We start from the raw sequence: 1,145 nt of genomic DNA, 5'->3' as shown, positions 1-1,145 counted from the left end.
CGCGCCGACACCCGCCACCCCGTCCTGTTCGACCACCCCGTCGACCACGTCCCCGGCATGGTCCTGCTCGAAGCCGCCCGCCAGGCCGCCGCCGCCACCACACACTCCCCCACCCCACCCACCCACCTCCACGCCACCTTCACCCACTACGTCGAACTCGACACCCCCTGCCACATCCACGCCACCCCCCACACCCCCCACCCCCACCCCGAAACCATCCACATCACCGCCCACCAGAACACCACCCAAACCTTCACCTGCCACATCACCACCACCCCACCCCCCCCCCACTAACCCCACCCCGGCGGACACGGCACCGGACCACGACGCACCGGCACCGGACCACGGCACGGGGCAACAGCACCCCGCACCCGACACGACCGCCCCCCACAACAGCCACCCACCCGCACCCACCGCCGCCACCGGGCACACCAGGCACAGCACCAGACACCCGCACAACAGGCAGCACAAACCACCCGCACGGGGCACCCGCACAGGGCAGACAACTCCCCGCACCCGCACGCCAGGCAGCACCCCGGGGCGCCCCCCGCCCGAACCAACCACCGCACGACCGGCGCACCCCGCACCAGCCGACCCCCACAGCCCGACAGCACGCACCGCACGCACCGCACGCACCGGCCACCCCGCAACAGACCCGGCCCACCGCGCAGACCACAACCCCGCCCTCGCGCCGCGACCAGCAGGCACCACACCCGCCGGACCCGCACCGCCCGGCGCGCACCACGACACAGGGCCGCCGCCGGACTCCCCCCACCGCCCGCACGGCACGGCACGGCGTGAGCCACGACGCGAGACCGCTCCGCGACAGAGATGCACGCGGACACCGGGCGGCGCCATGACACGCAGTGGGGCACCGCACCGCAGCAGGACCCAGGGCAGGAGTCCGCGGCAGGAGCCCGCGGCGTCGCGGCCGCCGGGGCCGCCGCGACGCCGCGGATGCACCAGGGGAAACACGGATGCACCAGGGGAAAGGGACGCGCGCCCGGGACGGGCACCCGCCGGGCCCCGGCCCGGCCCGGGCCCCGCCCCGCCGCCGGGCCCGGCCAGCCCCAAAAGGCGCCGGGCGCGCCACACACCCCCCCCGCGCCCCCCCGCCCCCCCACGGCGCGCTGACCGACCGCATG

The 1,145-nt window shown here is 76.6% G+C and carries 1 protein-coding gene; it reads left to right on the top strand.

Annotation, left to right across the window (positions count from 1 at the left end; genetic code table 11):
• Positions 1-294: AfsA-related hotdog domain-containing protein (locus ACIRPX_RS45960; RefSeq protein WP_404206142.1), on the top strand; the 294-nt coding region annotated here is incomplete at its 5' end.
• Positions 295-1,145: the final 851 nt, after the last annotated feature.

Source organism: Streptomyces sp. NPDC101225 (assembly GCF_044767585.1).
Classification (GTDB): Bacteria; Actinomycetota; Actinomycetes; order Streptomycetales; family Streptomycetaceae; genus Streptomyces.
This window is presented reverse-complemented; position numbering and strand designations above follow the sequence as displayed.